Genomic DNA, 16,324 nt, shown 5'->3' with positions numbered 1-16,324 from the left:
ACCCGCCCGTGAACGCGATCTTGCCGCCGAGTACCACCTCGTCCGCGTCTTCGACCCAGGGGTAGTGCGTGTCGCAGGCATAAGTCAGGTTCGGGGTTGCGGCGGCCAGATGCGCCATGGCCATGAGACTGATCGCTAGGTGCGAGTTGGAATGCATCGACAAACCCAGTCCGAAGGTCGCGCACATCCCTGCGAGCAACTGGCTGTCGCGCAGACCGCCCCAATAGTGATGGTCGGACAGCACAATCTGCACCGCGTCCATGCCGACGCTCCGACGCAGGTGGTCGAAGCAGGTCACCACCATGTTCGTGGCCAGCGGCAAGCCGGTCCGACGATGGAGCTCGGCCATGGCCTCTAATCCGTCGACCGGGTCCTCGTAGTATTCGATCAGGCCTCGCAACCGGTTTGCAGCGGCGATCGCGGTCTCCATCGACCAGGCGCCGTTCGGATCGATGCGCAGCGGATAGCCCGGAAAGGCCCGCGCCAGTTCTTCGATCGTGGCGATCTCCACGTCCGGCGGCAGTGTGCCAGCCTTGAGCTTGATGCTGGCAAAGCCATACAGGTCGATCATTCGCTGCGCCTGGGCGACGATCTGGTCCGGCGTGAGTGCTTCGCCCCAGGCGTCCGCGGATTCCTCTGGCTCGATATGCCGCGCGTACTTGTAGAACAGGTAGGCGCTGAACGGCACCTCGCGCCGCACCGCTCCACCGAGCAGGGCGTGGAGCGGGACCCCGGCGCGCTTCGCCTGCAGATCGAGCATCGGCACCTCGAAGGCCGAATAGCAGTTGGCGCCCTGCCTGGCGGGGTCCGAACCCGGGGCCAGCTCGGCGCCAGGTGGCGGGGGCGGCAGTCCAGCCAGCGTTTCGGCCACGACCCGCCGCAGCCCATTGAGGTCGTGGACCGCCGTTCCGACCAGACGCGGGCCCACTGCCTGCAGGGCCGCCAGCGCGGCCGCGTCGCCATAGCCTTCGCCCAGCCCGGTCTCGCCGTGATCGGTCACGACCTCGATGATCGAGCGCAGGGCATAAGGCTCATGGATCCCCGCCGCGTTGAGCAGTGGCGGGTCGCGAAAGGCGATCGGCGTGACCCGGACTTCGGCGATCCTCACGGCTTGCGACTGCTGCTTGACTGCTCAGTCACCGCTCTCGCCCATCCGCGCCAGCTGCACGCGCGAGCAAGCCTCCATAACCTTGCTGAAGCGCTGCGCCCGGTCCTTGCCGTAGACGAACGGGTTCGAGTCGGCAGGATCACCATGGGTCAGGAGCTGGATCTTCTCGATCGCGGCGATGTGCGCCGGGTGGTTGCTGATCAGCGCATCGACACCGGCTTTTCCGGTCAGACCATTCCAGCGCTGCAGCGAGGCGATCTGGTCATGCACGGCCGGGCCGGTCGTGCCTCCGCCCGTGCCGCCCATCAGCGCGACCACGTGCGGCCGACCCTTGTCGGTAACCGGGAACATGAGGGACAGAGTCCCCGGGGTGTGCCCCGGGGTGACGAACAGCCTCACGCTGGTCTTGCCCAGAGTAATCGTATCGCCATCGCGCACCACCATGTCGCGCCGCGGCGGGACGAGGTCGCGGAACGGCCCCCCGCCCCGGTCGGGGCTTTCCAGCATTTTCCAGTCTGCCTCCGACAGGGCGACCCGCGCCCCGAAGGTGTCCTGGAGATATTTGGCGCCACCCCAGTGATCGCCGTGGCCATGGGTCACGATCAGGATCTTGATCCGCTTGGGATCGAGCCCGAGGCGAACCATGTTCGGGACCAGGATATCCCGCGCCTCGGCCTCGTTGTTGAGAGCGTCGATCAGGATGATCCCGTCGGAGGTGTCCAGCGCCCAGGCCGAGACCGCGTTCTGCCCGATCGAATAGAGCTGATCGAAGACCTTGGCCTCCTGCACCAATCCGTCGTGCTGGATCGCAAAGACCGTCTTGCGGTCGAGCGGACTGGTCATGCACCGCCAGTAGAATTCGGGGAGCAGATCGGGCTCGGCCCACTTTCGGGCGGCCGACAGGTGGCGTGCCAAGGCTTTTGGATTGGCCTCCGGAAACGTCGCCTGCGCCGGATAGTCCGAGGGGGCGGCGGCATGCAGGGAAGCGCCGGCAGAGCCCAGCAACAGGGTCGAAACCGCAAGGGCAGGCAAAACGCGCCGCATATTCTCTCTCCCGCGATTGTGATTGTAGCGGAGATACACCAGCCCTCGACCGATACTGTCCAGCACCGATATCCTATCGATCCATAGGCAACCGGCATCGATCAACCGATCGCTTCATTCCGGGCGAGGCCCGGCGGATCTCACGCGTGACGATCAACCGATTGATTTACCAATGACGCAGAAGGGCTTTCGCACTCGCCCGCAACTGGTCGGTATAACGCACCGATGGCACCGCGATGCTCACCGAGCAGATCGGCTGCCCGGGCAAGACGATCGGCCGCGCCAGGCTGCAGATCCCCGACTGGCTTTCCTCGCGTGCCTCGGCAAAACCGGTCGACCGGACCATGGCAATCTCGGCGCGCAGCTCCTCCTCGTCGACCAGCGTGCGCCCGGTGAAGCGCTCCCGCACGCTTTCGCGGAAGTAGCGCGCCAGTTCGTCGTCCGGCAGCGACGCGAGCAGGGCCTTGCCCCCGGCCAGGGCATGCAGCGGCCGCCGCTCTCCGGGATCAATCGCATAGCGTAGCGACTGGCCGCTCGCCTCGGTGACAAGGACCCGGGCATCCCACCCGTCCAGGCCGAACAAGGATACAGTTTCGTTCAGCTCGGTCCGCACCGCGCGGAGCATCGGGGCGAAGCGATCCTCCAGCGACAATGAGGCTTCGGGCGTCCGCAGGCGGAGCAGTCCCGGGCCGGGACTGTAGCGCCGCCCGTCCCGCACCAGATAGTTCCGGTCGCACAGGGTGCTGAGCAGATAGGACATGCTGCTCATCGGGATACCGAGCGCATTGGCCACTTCCTGCGCCTGAACCGGTTCCGTCCTGGCGACCACGAATTCGATGATGTCGAGCGTCCGCATGGCGGATTTGACTTGCGGCGATCGGGCTTGGGCACTCGTCATGGCATCAGCCTAGCCAAACCGGGGCTGGGGTTGAAGCAAATTGACCCGCCAATCCCAACCATCGCTGAGACCCCCTGCTCAACCATCATCTCGCAACTGCGCCGCGCGCAAAGTGTTGCTGAGCAGGCTGGCGATCGTCATCGGACCCACTCCACCCGGAACCGGAGTGACCGCCAGGGCGTGGTCAAGCTCGGCCGTGGCGCAGTCGCCGACCAGGCGGGTCTGCCCGCCCTCGTCCGTAACACGCGTGATGCCCACGTCGATCACGATCGCCCCAGGCCGGATCCAGTACCCCCGCACCAGATGGGGTGCCCCCGCCGCGGCAACGACGATATCTGCCTGCCGGGTGATTTCCGACAGGTTGAGGGTTTCGATGTGGGTGACGGTGACCGTCGCCTCGCGTTCGAGCAGGAGCATGGCCACCGGCTTGCCGACGATATTCGACTTGCCGATCACCACCGCGTTCTTGCCCCGGTAATCGTCGACTACGCTGTCCAGCAGGGTCATGATGCCGAGGGGGGTGCACGGGATGAGCCCGCCGGTTCCGCTCGACAGGCGACCAACATTGACCGGGTGGAACCCGTCTACGTCCTTGTCGGGCCGGATCCGGTCGAGCACGCGGGTGGCGTCGATCGCCGGAGGCAGGGGCAACTGCACCAGGATGCCGTCGACATGCGAATCGGCATTGAGGCGATCGATCAGGTCAAGCAGTTCGGCCTCCTGGGTGCCGGAATCAAGGCGGTGCTCGATCGACCGGATTCCCGCCTTGCGGCACGCGGTGATCTTCCGGCGGACATAGACCTCGCTCGCCGGATCGCTGCCGACCAGCACGACCGCGAGGCCAGGCACGCTCTTGCCATTACGGACCCATAGGTCGACCTGTTCGCGCACGTCCTGGGTGATGCGGGCGGCCATCGCCTGCCCATCGAGCACCTGCGCCATGGCTCAGTCCCTGAACACCACGGTGCGCGCGCCGTTGAGGAACACCCGATCGTGGAGGTGCAGGCGCACCGCCTCGGCCAGGACCCGCCGTTCGATGTCGCGGCCCTTGCGGACGAGGTCGTCGGGGGTGTCGGCGTGGCTGATCGCCTCGACGTCCTGGTGGATGATCGGACCCTCGTCGAGGTCGGCGGTGACGTAGTGCGCGGTCGCGCCGATCATCTTCACGCCGCGCTCGTGCGCCTGGTGGTAGGGCTTGGCGCCCTTGAAGCCGGGCAGGAACGAGTGGTGGATGTTGATGCAGCGGCCCGAGAGGAAGGCGGCGAGATCGTCCGAGAGGATCTGCATGTAGCGCGCCAGCACCACCAGCTCGGCGCCGGTGGCCTCGACCAGCGCCTTGATCTGGGCCTCCTGCTGCGGCTTGGTGTCCCGGGTGATCGGCAGGTGGTGATAGGGAATGTCGCCGATCAGCGAGGTGTGCAGCACCTCGCGCGGGTGGTTGCTGGCGATGGCGACCACCTCCATCGGCAGCTCGCCCAGGCGGTGGCGGTAGAGCAGGTCGCCCAGGCAGTGGTCGAACCGGCTGACCATCAGCAGCACCTTCCGCGGCCGCGCCTGGTCGGTCATGGTCCAGTCCATGCCCGCGGCCTGCGCCTCGGGGGCGAAGGCCCGCTCGACCGCGGCGAGGTCCATGCCGTCCGGCGTCACGAAGGTCGCGCGCATGAAGAACCGGGCCGAGGCCCGGTCGTTGTACTGCTGGGCATCCTCGATGTTGCAGCCCACGCGGGCGAGCACGTTGGCGACCCGGGCGACGAGGCCGGGGCGGTCGTCGCACTGCAGGCGCAGGGTGATGGTCTGGGTCAAGATCTGGGCGCTCCCCTGAGTGCTGGATGGATCAACGGGGCCGGTCGAGGCCGTGCCGGCGCTCGTAGTCGCCGATCCACTCGACGGTCCGGCCCACCCCGCCGAATGGGTAGAAGTGCAGCCGCACCCGGCCATGCTCCTCCCCCAGGCCGGCGGCGAAGGCGTCGAGCAGCCGGTCGGGCCCGGCGCTGCCGAGCAGGTTGCCGAGGCTGATCCCGTACTTCTTGAGCACGCTGGCCGAGGCGCCGACCCCGCAGCGCGCGGCGAAGGCGATCAGGCGCTTGATCCCGGCGGGGCCGGGCACGCCGATGCGCACGGGTGCGTCGATCCCGCGCACCCGCGCCTCGGCCAGCCAGCCGAGCAGGGCGTCGGGATCGAAGCCGAACTGGGTGACGACGAGCGGCGCCATGCCGCGCGCGGTGATCGCGGCGATCTTGGCGTCGAGGACCTGCCAGCACTGCTCCGGGGACATCACCGGGTGTCCTTCCGGATGGCCTCCGACGCCAACCGCCTTGATCCCGTTGCGTTCGAAGGCGCCGCTGTCGATCAGCGCCATGGAATCGAAGAACGGCCCCTGCGGCTCGGGCGGATCGCCGGCGACGACGAAGCAGCGCCGCACCTGCGCCTGTTCGACCACGGCGCCGAGGTAGTCCTCGAACTCCGCCACCGAGACCAGGCGGCGCGCCGAGAAGTGCGGCATCGGCTCGAACCCGAGCGCACGCACCGCGACTGCAGCGGCAATGCGATCGCCCTGCAACTCACCTGGAAGGAAGGTCACCGCCACCGGGGTGTCGACCGGCATCGCCGGCGCCGCTTCGCGCAGGGCGGAAACGTCCTTCGCGGTAATCTCGATCGAGTAGCCATCGGTCAGGCCGCGGGCAGGAACAGCCCAGTTCGGGTGGATTATGGGGACCGTCATAGATTGGCATCCGAAAGATCGCGGCGGCAGCAGCCGGCGGAATTGGCTCTAGCAAACCCACCGAACTTCGTATAGATGAATGTTTCATGGATGCGATGCAAGGCTCTTTCCTGCCTCCCGTGGCGATTTTGCCCGGTCTGCTGTGCGACTCGCGCATGTTCCGGGAGGTAGTTGCAGCGCTGCCGCACAGCGGCGTGATCGATGGGTTTTACGGTGGAGCAACGACCATCGAGGCGATGGCCGACTATGTCATTGCCCGTTTGCCGCAACACGCTTGCCTGCTGGGCCACTCGATGGGAGCGCGGGTTGCGCTGGAGGTGGTGCGCCGCGCGCCCGAACGGATTGATCGCCTCGCCCTGGCCGACACCGGGGTCCATCCCCCTGCCCCCGGAGAGGCGGACAAACGCCATGCGCTGGCCGCGCTGGGGCGGGAGCATGGCATGGATGCGCTGGTCGACCATTGGCTGCCACCGATGCTGGCTGCCGGTTCACTCGAGAACGCTGGGCTGGTATCGGCGCTTCGCGCGATGTGCCGCGCCGCGGGGCTGGAGATCTACGAGGCGCAGGTCGCAGCCCTCCTGGCGCGGCCCGATGCGGCGGCGGTGCTGCCCACCATCCGCTGTCCGACGTTCGTGATTGTCGGCGCCGAAGACCGCTGGTCACCGCCGTCGCAGCACGAGGCCATCGCCGACGCCATTCCCGGTGCGGTCCTGCGCGTGATCGATGGCGCCGGCCACATGCTGCCCGCCGAAGCGCCCGACGCCTTTGCCGCCGTTCTCGCCGAATGGCTGACCTACACCCCTACCCCCCAACCGAATTTCATCGATGGAGATCAATGTGACCGCGTCGCTCGAGCATAAGCTGAAGGCCCAGACCAACATCGTCGAGTTCCTGCGCAACCAGCAGGTCGGCCCCAATGTCTATCCGGGCGTTCCGGCCGAATACACCAACTGGCGCGACGAGCAGCGCGCCTGGGCCGAGACGGCGATCCTGTTCAACCAGTCGTTCCACATGGTCGACCTGCTGGTCACCGGACCCGGCGCCTTCGACATGCTGGCTTATCTCGCGCCGAACAGCTTCAAGGGCTTCGTACCCGACCGCGCCAAGCAGTTCGCCCCGGTCACGCCCGAAGGCTATGTGATCGGCGACGTGATCCTGTTCTACCTGGCCGAGAACACCTTCGAACTGGTCGGCCGCGCGCCGACTATCGAATGGGTCGAATACTGGGCCTCGACCGGCCAGTGGGACGTGCATGTCGAGCGCGACGAGCGCACCGCCGCGCGCCCGCTGGACCAGCAGGGCTATCGCCGCAACTACCGTTTCCAGCTGCAGGGCCCCAACGCCATGGCCGTGCTCGAGCGCGCGATGGGCCAGACCCCGCCTGATCTCAGGTTCTTCCACATGACCACCGTGGGCATCGCTGGGGCCCAGGTCCGCGCACTGCGTCACGGCATGGCCGGCCAGCCCGGCTACGAGCTGTTCGGGCCCTGGCAGGACTATGACACGGTGCGCAACGCCCTGATCGCGGCGGGGCAGGACTTCGGCCTCAAGCTCAGCGGTGGCCGGACCTACAGCTCGAACACGCTGGAATCGGGCTGGATCCCCTCGCCTCTCCCCGCGGTCTACACCGGCGAAGGCACCAGGGCCTTCCGCGAGTGGCTGCCGGCGAACGCCTATGCCGGAATGTGCTCGGTCGGGGGCAGCTTCGTCTCCGACAACATCGAGGACTACTACCTGACCCCCTGGGATCTCGGCTACGGCATCATGGTCAAGTTCGACCACGACTTCGTCGGGCGCGAGGCGCTCGAGGCGATGAAGGACCGTCCACACCGCCGCAAGGTCACCCTGGCGCTCGACAACGAGGACATCGTCCGGGTGATGAGCTCCATGCTGCAGACCGGGGACAAGGCCAAGTTCCTCGAGTTCCCCAGCGCGGTCTATGCCATGCACCCCTACGACGCCGTGCTCAAGGACGGGAAGCCCGTCGGTCTCTCGACGTGGATCGGCTACACCGTAAACGCCGGGCGTTTCCTGGCCCTCGCGATGGTCGACGAGAGCGTGGCCGAGCCGGGCACCGAGGTCAGCCTGCTGTGGGGCGAACCCGATGGCGGCACCAGCAAGCCCACCGTGGAACGCCACGTCCAGACCGAGATCAAAGCGATCGTCTCGCCCGTGCCTTATTCCGAAGTGGCGCGGGACAGCTATGCCGACGGCTGGCGCACCAAGCACAGCTGACCAACCGGCCCAGGCACAATGACGTTGCCGGGGCTGTTGCCCGCCACCGCAATTTGGCACCATGCCTGTGGGTGGCGGGCCAGATAAACCATAACAATCCGGGGGTGGAACACTGATGTCTGACGGATCGGGACCCAATCCGCGAACCGCTGTCGACCTGTCGCCAATGGGCTGGCGGCAGTGGTTCGCGATCGGCATCACCACGGCTCTCAACGCCCTCGACGGGATCGACGTGCTGTCGGTCAGCTATGCCGCTCCGGGTATTGCCCGCGACTGGTCCCTCGGCCCTGCCACGATCGGGTGGATCCTCTCGATGGAGCTGCTGGGCATGGCGCTCGGCTCGATCGTGCTGGGCGGCGTTGCGGATCGGCTGGGGCGCCGCACCACCATCCTCGCTTCGCTCGTCATCATGGCCGTGGGCATGCTGGGCGCCTCCCATGCCGCCGGCGTGAACGAGCTCCTCTCCTGGCGTCTCCTCACCGGGCTGGGCATTGGCGGCATGCTTCCGGCGATCAATGCGGTGGCGTCCGAGCTGGCGAACAACCGCTGGCGCAATCTGGCCATGTCGCTGATGGTGATCGGCTACCCGCTGGGCGGAGCGCTGGGCGGCCTCGCCGTGCAGCGGCTCTACGCGTCGGGCGGAACCTGGCGCACCGTGTTCGAGGCCGGCGCCCTGCTCACCGTCATCTTCGTCCCGATCGTGGCGCTGCTGCTGGTCGAGCCCCCCGCGTGGCTGGACAAGCGCAAGGGGCTTGCAGCGGCCAACCGTGCCCTCCACCGGCTTGGTTTGCCGGCCGCAGAGACCCCGTCGGGGCCGGCAGAGGTCCGGCAGGTCCCGCTCGTTGCAATTTTCTCCCCTGAACTGCGCGCGGCGACCCTGACCGTGACGGCCGCCTATTTCCTGCACGTCACCAGCTTCTATTTCATGATCAAGTGGACTCCCAAGATCATCGCCGGGCTGGGCTACCTCCCCGCCCAGGCGGCGCAGACCCTCGCCCTGGCCAATGTCGGTGGAGCGCTCGGCGGCACACTGCTGGGTCTCCTTGCCCTGCGCTTCAGCGTCAAGCGGTTGACCACCTTGACGCTTGTCGGAACGTTCTGCGCGGTCGGTGCCATGGGCTTGGTCCCCGTTCGGCTGGACACGCTGGGCGCCCTGGTGTTTGCCGCCGGCTTCTTCGGCAACGCTGGGATCGGCGGGCTCTACCTGCTGTTCGCCGATGTTTTTCCGACGCCGATGCGAGGCACCGGAGCAGGCTTTGCGATCGGCGTCGGCCGAGGAGGCGCGGTCATTGCGCCGGTCCTGGCCGGTTACCTCTTCTCGGCCGGGCTCAACCTGTCCTGGGTCGCCCTCGCCCTCGGGACCGGATCGATCCTCGCCGCCCTGCTCCTCGCCAACTTGCGCGGTGCCAACAACCCGATCCAGCAAGGAACAATTGCATGACGGCAAATCACACGATGACACCAGGACGCAGCGCCTGGCGAATGACTCTGGCCCTCATCGCAGCGGTGGGCTGGCTCTTTGCGCTGCCGACTCCGGCCGCGGCGCGAGAGCTACCGAGCGTCAAGCCGGTTATGGCCTGCGGCGATCTTGCCGAAAAGGATGTGTTCAGCGCCGAGGCGCCCGCGCGGATCGTCTCGGCGAAGGTGGTTTCGGCTGGGTCTATCGCGCCTTATTGTGAAGTGCGCGGTTATGTGGCGCCGCAGGTCAAGTTTGAGCTGCGCCTGCCCACCCAGAACTGGCGACAGCGCCTGCTCTATTCGGGCTGTGGAGGGTTCTGTGGCCGGGTCGACTTCCGCATCCGCGCAGCGGAGGGTTGCGCCGCGATCGACAACAGCGAATTCGCGGTGGTCGCCAGCGACCTCGGCCACGATACGCCTGACGGCAATGGCGACACGGTCTGGGCCGCCGAAAATCGCCAGGGCAAGATCGACTATGGCTACCGCGGGGTCCACGTCGTCACTGTAGCGGCCAAGGCGATCATCGCCCGCTTCTACGGTCGGCCCCAGACATACGCCTATTTCAGCGGTTGCTCGGACGGTGGCCGCGAGGGGCTGATGGAGGTACAGCGCTATCCCGCCGACTTCGACGGGGTCATCGCCGGGGCTCCGGTGATCCACGACACGGTCAACAACACCGTGTTCCACGCCTGGTCTGACCGCCAGATGCAGGCCGCCGACGGCTCGGCCCTGCTCACCCACGCCGCGCTCGAGGTCCTGCACAAGGCCGCCTTGGCCGCCTGCGACACGGTGGGCGACGGCACGGCTGACGGGATCATCGGTGATCCGGCCGCCTGCCGGTTCGACCCGGCCGTCACCGTCTGCGCAGCCGGGCAGAGCACCGCCTGCCTGACTCCGGCGCAGGCTGCCGCGGCCGTGGCGATCTATCGCGGCCCGACCGACGAGAAGGGGCGCAGCCTGTACTTCGGTCGCCCGGTAGGATCGGAGCTGTCGTGGGACGGGCTCCCCTACGGTGCCATGGCCAACAGCTTCCTGCGCTACATGGTCAGCGACACGATCCTGCCGGAGAACGCGCGCGTATTGTTCGACCGGGCGTCGTTCGACCAGTACAATGCGCTGGCGAGCATCTACAACGCCACCAGCCCCGACATCGACGCGTTCGTCGCCAAGGGCGGCAGGCTGATCGTGTGGCATGGCTGGGCCGATCCCGGGGTGCCACCAATGAGCACCGTGGACTACGTCCAGCGCCTGAGGACCAGGTTCGGAGCCTCCGCTGGCACCTTCCTGCGGCTCTATATGCTGCCGGGAGTGGGTCACTGCGCCGGCGGCGACGGGCCGGACCGGATCAACTTGGTGGACGCAATGATGGCCTGGGTAGAGGATGGCGTCGCGCCGGCCGCTGTAACTGCCCAGACCAAGGTCTTCGGCCGGACCACGGCGGAGCGAACGATCCGACCCTACTTCCAGCCCTGATCGGCAGAGGGGCAGCTCCCTCCGCCAGGGCCGTGCAAGCGCGAGCGGGCGGGCAGCAAGCGCTGTCCGCCCGCTTTTCGTAAGCATTCGGCTGCCGGTCCAAACGCGATCACGCGCAGCGGCAGCCTGACCACGCTTCCCGCGGCGAGCCCGACCGCTCGACTGCTGTCCTCGCCGCGGTGATCCGACCCTCCACGCGGCTGTCCCAAGGCAGATGGACCCGCAAGCTCCCGACAGCCGAAAGGCTCGTGGCTCTTTGCGACGGGCGCTACAGCTGTCTTCGCCCCGCGCAGTTCTGCGCCAGCCAAAGGTGCCAACTGCAGCGCAGGTGACCCTGCAGCCAGATACGACAGCGGGCCCGAGGTTTCTCCCGGGCCCGCTGCCTTTATGCTGCGCTCGCTTACCAGCTGGCGCGCAGGCCAACGGTGACGAAGCGGCCCAGAATGCTGGCAACCTGCGGATCGAAGGCCAACGGGGTGACGTTGGGCACGATCGGCGGATCGCGGTCGAACACGTTCTGGACGTCGATCGACAGGGTAAGCTTCTTCGCCAGCCCCATGGGCTGATCCCAGGTGTAGCGCGCCGACAGGTCGAAGGTCGCGAACGCCTTCACATCCTGCACCGGGGTTATGGTGTCGTTGCGATAGGCTCCGGTGAAGTTCACGAAACCGGTGACCGCCATGCGCTCGTTCGAGACGCCGAGGTTGCCCCGGGCGCGGAACTTGAGCGGATTGCCGAAGGTGTTCGCCACGTCCACCAGAGGCAGGGTCGGAAGCACTGCACGCTTGAAATTGAGGAAGTAGTTGCCCACGGCGCCGGCATTGAGCGTGACCGGACCAAGTTCACCGGACCACTGGATGTTGCCTTCGAACCCCTGGGTCCGCAGGCGCCCGACGTTGACCTTCCGCCCATCGACCAGCGCCTTGATGTTGGCGGGGTTTTCCGGAACGCCGGTGAACTGCGGCAGGCTCAGGAACGACTGAACCAGCGTCGCCGACGGGTTGCGGGTGATCAGCGAACCCAGCCGCGGTTCGCGCGCTGCAGTCAGAGCGGTGCGATCGTTGCCGGGCGCTTCGATGCGGTTGGTGTAGTCCACGTTGAAATAGGTCAGCGACACCGTAAGGCCGCGCAGTGCCGCGGGCGCAAGGTCCGCACCGAGCGACCAGATCGTCGCCTTCTCGGGGCCCAGGGCGGTGTTGCCACCACGCAGGAACAGGGTCCGGGTCAGCCCGGTCGGCGACGTGGGATCGGCGAAGTCCTCGACAGTGACGCCCAAGGTGGCCGGATTCATGTCCGACAGTGTCGGCGCACGGAACGACTTGCCGTAGGTTCCCCGCAGCTTCAGCCCCTTCACCGGAGCGAACTGGATGGCGAACTTGGGATTGGTGGTGCCGCCGAAGTCGCTGTAGTGGTCATGCCGCAATGCTGCGGAGACCGACAGCTCCTCGATCCCCGGCCGCGCGTTCTGGCCACTGACCAGCGGCAGGAAGACCTCTGCGTAGCCCGACTTCACCGTCCGCTTGGGGATGGCGAGGACCGTGGTGAAGGTCGAGGTGTCGGGGGTCGCGAAATTGTCGACGGTGTTGTAGCGGAACCTGTGGTGCTGGTACTCGGCGCCCACGGCGACCTTCACGTCCCCGCCCGGCAGGGCGAACAGCGATCCGTCGATCTTGGCGACCACGTTGGTCAGGTCCGACTGGGTAGCGACCAGCTGCGATCCCTTGATCTTCGCGAGGGTCGCCGCGTTGGTTCCTCCATTGGCCCCGAACGGGTTGAACGCGGTCGCCCGGCTGGTGTCGCGCAGGGCGGCGAGCAGTTGGGGGTTGTTGATCCCGTACTGCGTACGCTCCTCGATATCCGAACCGAAGCTGGCAAAGGCACTGGCCTTCCAGCCGTGGCCCAGGTCGGCGTCGAGCCCGGCCGCGACCTGATAGATTTCCTGGAACGCATCTCGAACGCGCGGACCGAAGTCGTTGTAGAAGCTGTAGTTCACGGTCTCGCAACGTGTGCCCGCCGGGGCTCCGACGCTCGCAGCGCAGAGCGGCAGTGTCGCTCCCGCCGGCGCCACGAAGAACGCGTTGGTCTGTGGCACCGACAGGTTGGCGGTGGCCGCGCCGATCGTCTGATCGAGCTTGCGATGCGCGTAGAACCCTTCGGTCCAGGCCTGGAGACCCGGGGTCAGATCCTGGTGAAGCGACGCGAACAGCGAATGGCGCCGCTGCCCGGGCAGCGCCGAGGCGCCCTTGTACACGCTCTCGCGGTTGGCGGGGACTGTGGTGGTTGCCGCGACCAGGCTGCTCGATGCCAGGCTGGTACCGTCCTGGCCGGCCGGGATGGGATAACGGGTCGACCCGATCTGGACGTTGCCCGGGCTGGCGGTGAACAGTCGCAGATCCGACTGGCCGAACGCCCGCAGGTCATCGGTGTAGAGCGGCCGGTCAGCCGCCTTGACGTCGTCGCGATCGAAGTATTCGTAGGCGAGCAGCAGGTTGCCGCTCGACCAGGACTTGCCGGCAACCAGCCCGGCTTGGGCCGAACCAACCTGATGGCCGAAGCCACCCTTGACGTAGGCCTCTGCACCATCGAACCGGAGTCGCGTCAGCACGTTGACAACCCCGCCGACCGCATCGGAGCCATAGATGGCGGAACCGCCGTCGGGCATGACCTCGAGTCGTCCGATCACCGACGTAGCGAAGACCGAAGGGTCGAAGTACTGTCCCTGGACACCAGCGGGCGGCAGACGGCGACCATTGAGCAGCGTCAGGGTCGCTTCGGTGCCGAGCCCGCGCAGATTGATGCCGTTACCGCCAGTGATGTTGGCGTTGGCATTGTTCGCCGAACCACCATAGGCCTCGCTCGCGCCGGTGGCGACGATCGACGGCATCTGGCGAAGCAGATCGGTGGTGGTAACTGCCGGCTGGTTCTGGATTTCCGCCTGGCTGAAGCCGATGACAGGAGCACCGACCGGCGCAACGCCGCGGATACTGGTGCCGGTCACCACGATCGTGGCATCGGCGTTGCCATTGGCATCAGGGGACTGCGCTGCGGGCTTCGAACCCGGTTCTGCCGTCTGCGCGGACGCAGCACTGGCAAACATGGCCGACAAGGCCACGCTGCACACAAGCAGCTTGCGGGGCGAGATGCTACGCCCAGCCTTCACCCCTCCAAAAACGGTTCCGTTCACCTTTGCTCCTCCCATCCTGTCCCTGCTGCCGCCTCTGCGCAATCAGGGGCGTACAATCCTGAGCCCCACGATTACCCAAGCGGCATCGATCACGTGGTGCGAGTCGGACGAGTGCCGATCCCAGCAGTCCACGTCTACGCATATTTGAAATTTTCACCATTGTGATTTAGGCATGGTTGCGGGCGTGGCTTGTATCGATACGCTGCCGCCTGCTGTGGCCTCACACCCTGCGCCCTCGGGCCGGCCACCCGGATCACCTGGGCCGCACAACCCAGCCAAATTCACTTCAATCTCGCGAAATAATCATCTATCCGAAGTACTGTGTCATGGCCTCCGCTGGGTAGCTTGTCGACGGACCGATCGTCCATTCGCTGAGGAACTTGGTCGGCGCTGCAGCGGATTGGGATGAGAGACAAGAGATGACGAAGATCACCACCACCCACGTCGGTAGCATGCCACGCGGCCCCGAACTGACCGAACTGCTGCTCGCCCGCGACGGGGGCAAGCCGTTCGATGCGGCGGAATTCGACCGCGTGGTCACGGCAGCGGTCAACCGCTCGGTGGCCTTCCAGGCGGGCTGCGGGGTCGACGTGGTCAGCGACGGCGAGATGGGCAAGGTCGGCTATTCGACCTACATGATCGAGCGACTGTCGGGCTTTGGCGGCCATGTCGACCGCAAGCCCGCGGCCGACCTGGCCGAGGTGCCCGAGCTCAGCCGCAAGCTTTCGGCGATCATGGGCAGCCAGGAGTTCGTCCGTGCCTCGTGCGTGGGGCCGGTCCGGCTGGTCACCCTGGAGCCGCTCCATGACGACATCCGCCGGTTCCGCGCCGCGCTCGACGCCCACGGGGGCGGCGCGCGCGGGTTCATGAACGCGGCCTCGCCCGGCCTGATCACCGCCTTCCAGGTGAACCGGCACTATCCCAGCCACGAAGCCTATCTCGCCGACCTCGCCGACGCCATGCGCGAGGAGTACGAGACAATCGTCGCAGCCGGGTTCGACCTGCAGCTCGACTGCCCCGATCTCGCCATGTCGCGGCACACCGGCTACCAGGACCTGAGCGAGGCAGAATTCCTCAAGGTTGCCGCGGCCAATGTCGAGGCGCTCAACGCCGCGACCGCCAACATCCCGCCCGAACGGATGCGGATGCACGTGTGCTGGGGCAATTACGAAGGCCCGCACGATCATGACATCCCGCTCGAACGGGTGATCGACATCGTGCTCAAGGCCCGGCCCGGCACGGTCCTGTTCGAGGCGGCAAACCCCCGGCACGAACACGAATGGAAGGTCTGGCGCGACGCCCGGGTGCCCGACAGCAAGGTGCTTGCCCCCGGCGTGATCGACACCTGTTCGAACTATGTCGAGCATCCCGAACTGATCGCCCAGCGGATCGAGCGCTTCGCCGGGATCGTCGGCGCGGACCGGGTGATCGCCAGCACCGATTGCGGCTTCGGGACATTCGCGGGCTATGGCAAGATCGACCCGCTGGTCACCGAGAAGAAGCTCAAGGCCCTGCGCACCGGGGCCGACATCGCGGGAGCGCGCCTGTGAGCGACGGGGCTGTGACCCCGGAGGAACGCCGGGCGATCGAGTGGGATTGCGCCCGGCTCGTTGCGCTCTACGCCAACCTCAACGACGAGACGCGCTGGGACGAGGTCGCGACGCTCTATGCGGAGGATGGCGTGATGACCCGGCCCTCGGCTCCCGATGTGGAGATCCGCGGGCGCGACGCGATCCTTGCCGCCTTCGCTGCTCGCCCGCCCCGCACGACCCGGCATGTCTGCAGCAATGTGGTGATCGATGTCGAGGACGCCGACCATGCCCGTGGCACCTGCGCGATGGTGCTCTACACCGGAACCACGCCGCCCGCGGTCGGCTCGTTTCACGACCGGTTCGTACGCACGGCAAATGGTTGGCGCTTCAGCGAACGGCGGGGGACGATGACCTTCAGCCCGTGAAAGGGTACTGACCGTTTCGCTTCACACCGCCCTGTTCGTCTATTCCATCCGCCGAAAGACATGGGTATCGGCAGCTTTGCGCCGGGCCGCTAGCCCGCTTCGGGCGACACAAGGCACATGTACGAACCCGCTGGCGCGGGAGTGGTGCTTGCCTTGAGGTCAGCCCGCTGATCTGCAGCCTGGTCGAAGTTGAGGTCTGCGGCGAGTAGGCAGACGATCGCGGCTCCTTTCAACCAAGGAGTCGT

Annotated in this window: 13 protein-coding genes; 6 read left to right on the top strand and 7 right to left on the bottom strand. The window is 66.7% G+C overall.

Annotation, left to right across the window (positions count from 1 at the left end; genetic code table 11):
- From H7F49_RS17885 to H7F49_RS17860, 6 genes are all read right to left on the bottom strand, one after another.
- A partial coding sequence (locus H7F49_RS17885; RefSeq protein ID WP_185684927.1) for an enolase C-terminal domain-like protein occupies positions 1-1,108 on the bottom strand: 1,108 nt, incomplete at its 3' end.
- 24 nt (positions 1,109-1,132) lie between these two features.
- Positions 1,133-2,113 carry an MBL fold metallo-hydrolase gene (locus H7F49_RS17880; RefSeq protein WP_185684926.1) on the bottom strand — a complete coding sequence of 327 codons (981 nt, stop codon included), beginning with the start codon at positions 2,111-2,113 and terminating at the stop codon, positions 1,133-1,135.
- 205 nt (positions 2,114-2,318) lie between these two features.
- Complete coding sequence (locus tag H7F49_RS17875) at positions 2,319-3,008, bottom strand: IclR family transcriptional regulator (RefSeq protein ID WP_185684929.1); 690 nt, start codon at positions 3,006-3,008, stop codon at positions 2,319-2,321.
- 120 nt (positions 3,009-3,128) lie between these two features.
- Entirely contained in the window at positions 3,129-3,992 is an 864-nt protein-coding gene (folD, locus tag H7F49_RS17870) for a bifunctional methylenetetrahydrofolate dehydrogenase/methenyltetrahydrofolate cyclohydrolase FolD (protein WP_185684925.1), read from the bottom strand.
- 3 nt (positions 3,993-3,995) lie between these two features.
- On the bottom strand, positions 3,996-4,853 hold the full coding sequence (purU, locus tag H7F49_RS17865; protein WP_185684924.1) for a formyltetrahydrofolate deformylase: 858 nt from the start codon (positions 4,851-4,853) through the stop codon (positions 3,996-3,998).
- A gap of 31 nt (positions 4,854-4,884) precedes the next feature.
- Positions 4,885-5,772 (bottom strand): methylenetetrahydrofolate reductase, encoded by an 888-nt coding sequence (locus tag H7F49_RS17860; protein ID WP_185684923.1) that lies wholly within the window; start codon positions 5,770-5,772, stop codon positions 4,885-4,887.
- Between the two features lie 86 nt (positions 5,773-5,858).
- Between H7F49_RS17860 and H7F49_RS17855 the strand changes: the two genes are divergently transcribed.
- The 4 genes from H7F49_RS17855 to H7F49_RS17840 all read left to right on the top strand — a co-directional run bounded on the left by H7F49_RS17855 (position 5,859) and on the right by H7F49_RS17840 (position 10,938).
- On the top strand, positions 5,859-6,632 hold the full coding sequence (locus tag H7F49_RS17855; RefSeq protein WP_185684922.1) for an alpha/beta fold hydrolase: 774 nt from the start codon (positions 5,859-5,861) through the stop codon (positions 6,630-6,632).
- On the top strand, positions 6,598-8,007 hold the full coding sequence (gene desA, locus H7F49_RS17850; RefSeq protein WP_185684921.1) for a syringate O-demethylase: 1,410 nt from the start codon (positions 6,598-6,600) through the stop codon (positions 8,005-8,007). Before H7F49_RS17855 ends, desA begins: the two co-directional genes overlap by 35 nt.
- 115 nt (positions 8,008-8,122) lie before the next feature.
- Positions 8,123-9,448 carry an MFS transporter gene (locus H7F49_RS17845; RefSeq protein WP_185684920.1) on the top strand — a complete coding sequence of 442 codons (1,326 nt, stop codon included), beginning with the start codon at positions 8,123-8,125 and terminating at the stop codon, positions 9,446-9,448.
- A 41-nt stretch (positions 9,449-9,489) separates the two neighbouring features.
- Positions 9,490-10,938 carry a tannase/feruloyl esterase family alpha/beta hydrolase gene (locus H7F49_RS17840; protein WP_185684919.1) on the top strand — a complete coding sequence of 483 codons (1,449 nt, stop codon included), beginning with the start codon at positions 9,490-9,492 and terminating at the stop codon, positions 10,936-10,938.
- Between the two features lie 400 nt (positions 10,939-11,338).
- On the opposite strand, the gene H7F49_RS17835 is transcribed toward H7F49_RS17840, so the two are convergent.
- Positions 11,339-14,035, bottom strand: a complete 2,697-nt coding sequence (locus H7F49_RS17835) for a TonB-dependent receptor plug domain-containing protein (protein ID WP_185684918.1) — start codon at positions 14,033-14,035, stop codon at positions 11,339-11,341.
- 506 nt (positions 14,036-14,541) lie between these two features.
- Here H7F49_RS17835 and H7F49_RS17830 point away from each other — a divergent pair.
- Both H7F49_RS17830 and H7F49_RS17825 read left to right on the top strand, forming a co-directional pair.
- Positions 14,542-15,672 (top strand): cobalamin-independent methionine synthase II family protein, encoded by a 1,131-nt coding sequence (locus H7F49_RS17830; protein WP_185684917.1) that lies wholly within the window; start codon positions 14,542-14,544, stop codon positions 15,670-15,672.
- On the top strand, positions 15,669-16,079 hold the full coding sequence (locus H7F49_RS17825; protein WP_328806851.1) for a nuclear transport factor 2 family protein: 411 nt from the start codon (positions 15,669-15,671) through the stop codon (positions 16,077-16,079). The genes H7F49_RS17830 and H7F49_RS17825 overlap by 4 nt, the downstream gene beginning before the upstream one ends.
- Positions 16,080-16,324: the final 245 nt, after the last annotated feature.

Origin of the sequence: Novosphingobium aerophilum (assembly GCF_014230305.1) — a bacterium.
Classification (GTDB): Bacteria; Pseudomonadota; Alphaproteobacteria; order Sphingomonadales; family Sphingomonadaceae; genus Novosphingobium; species Novosphingobium aerophilum.
The sequence above is the reverse complement of the archived record's forward strand: the minus strand, read 5'-3'. Positions and strand labels throughout refer to the sequence as shown.

Excerpts from the sequence above, each read along its gene's own strand:
- H7F49_RS17835 (WP_185684918.1), bottom strand. The coding sequence starts at position 14,035 with ATGTTTGCCAGTGCTGCGTCCGCGCAGACGGCAGAACCGGGTTCGAAG.
- desA (WP_185684921.1), top strand. The coding sequence starts at position 6,598 with ATGGAGATCAATGTGACCGCGTCGCTCGAGCATAAGCTGAAGGCCCAG.
- H7F49_RS17860 (WP_185684923.1), bottom strand. The coding sequence starts at position 5,772 with ATGACGGTCCCCATAATCCACCCGAACTGGGCTGTTCCTGCCCGCGGC.
- H7F49_RS17875 (WP_185684929.1), bottom strand. The coding sequence starts at position 3,008 with ATGCGGACGCTCGACATCATCGAATTCGTGGTCGCCAGGACGGAACCG.
- H7F49_RS17855 (WP_185684922.1), top strand. The coding sequence starts at position 5,859 with ATGGATGCGATGCAAGGCTCTTTCCTGCCTCCCGTGGCGATTTTGCCC.
- H7F49_RS17845 (WP_185684920.1), top strand. The coding sequence starts at position 8,123 with ATGTCTGACGGATCGGGACCCAATCCGCGAACCGCTGTCGACCTGTCG.
- H7F49_RS17830 (WP_185684917.1), top strand. The coding sequence starts at position 14,542 with ATGACGAAGATCACCACCACCCACGTCGGTAGCATGCCACGCGGCCCC.
- folD (WP_185684925.1), bottom strand. The coding sequence starts at position 3,992 with ATGGCGCAGGTGCTCGATGGGCAGGCGATGGCCGCCCGCATCACCCAG.
- H7F49_RS17840 (WP_185684919.1), top strand. The coding sequence starts at position 9,490 with ATGACTCTGGCCCTCATCGCAGCGGTGGGCTGGCTCTTTGCGCTGCCG.